Source organism: Faecalispora jeddahensis (assembly GCF_000577335.1).
GTDB classification, from domain to species: Bacteria; Bacillota; Clostridia; order Oscillospirales; family Acutalibacteraceae; genus Faecalispora; species Faecalispora jeddahensis.
Window position 1 is genome coordinate 1 of record NZ_CBYL010000099.1, and the last position, 715, is coordinate 715.

Annotated in this window: 1 protein-coding gene; it reads left to right on the forward strand. The window is 43.6% G+C overall.

The genetic code is table 11. The annotated features are described in order from the left end of the window. The first annotated feature begins 143 nt into the window (after window positions 1–143). Window positions 144–608 carry an IS200/IS605 family transposase gene (gene tnpA, locus TY09_RS17480; protein ID WP_035316352.1) on the forward strand — a complete coding sequence of 155 codons (465 nt, stop codon included), beginning with the start codon at window positions 144–146 and terminating at the stop codon, window positions 606–608. Window positions 609–715 lie beyond the last annotated feature (107 nt).

Below are 715 nucleotides of genomic sequence, written 5' to 3' on the forward strand. Positions count from 1 at the left end.
TTTATTTGTAATACGAAAACCCCCGGCTATGCCGGGGAGTTCAAAAAAGCTTTAGCGGTGAGTATAGTAAAAAAACTCCTTTTGATATAATGAAGCTGCGGTCTGCCAACTGCAGCAAGACATATCAAAAGGAGGACATTCGCATGAAGACGAACGACATAGATAGTTTAAACCATACGAGCTGGAATTGCAAATACCATATCGTATTTGCACCCAAGTACCGTAGGAAAGTAGCATATGGAAATATGCGAGTGGAAATAGGAAAAATATTGAGGGAGTTGTGTAATTGGAAAGGAGTAGAAATTATACAAGCAGAGGTGTGTCTGGATCATATCCACATGCTGGTAAAGATACCACCGAAGATAAGTGTTTCAGGATTCGTGGGATTTCTCAAAGGAAAGAGCACACTGTTGATCTTTGAGAGACATGCAAATTTAAAATACAAGTATGGGAACCGGACATTCTGGTGCAGAGGATATTTTGTAGACACGGCAGGAAAGAATGACAAAGCAATTGCCGAGTATATCAAAAATCAGCTGGCAGAAGACCAGATTGAAGATCAGATGACGCTCAAAGAGTACGTCGACCCGTTTACGGGTAGCAAGTAACAAACCCTTGCAAGTGGCAGACCGTACCAGCGCCTTGAGGCGCCGCCAGAAAAACAGGGCTTTGCCCGCATATGAAGAACCCCCGGCTTTGCCGGGGGGTAACTATT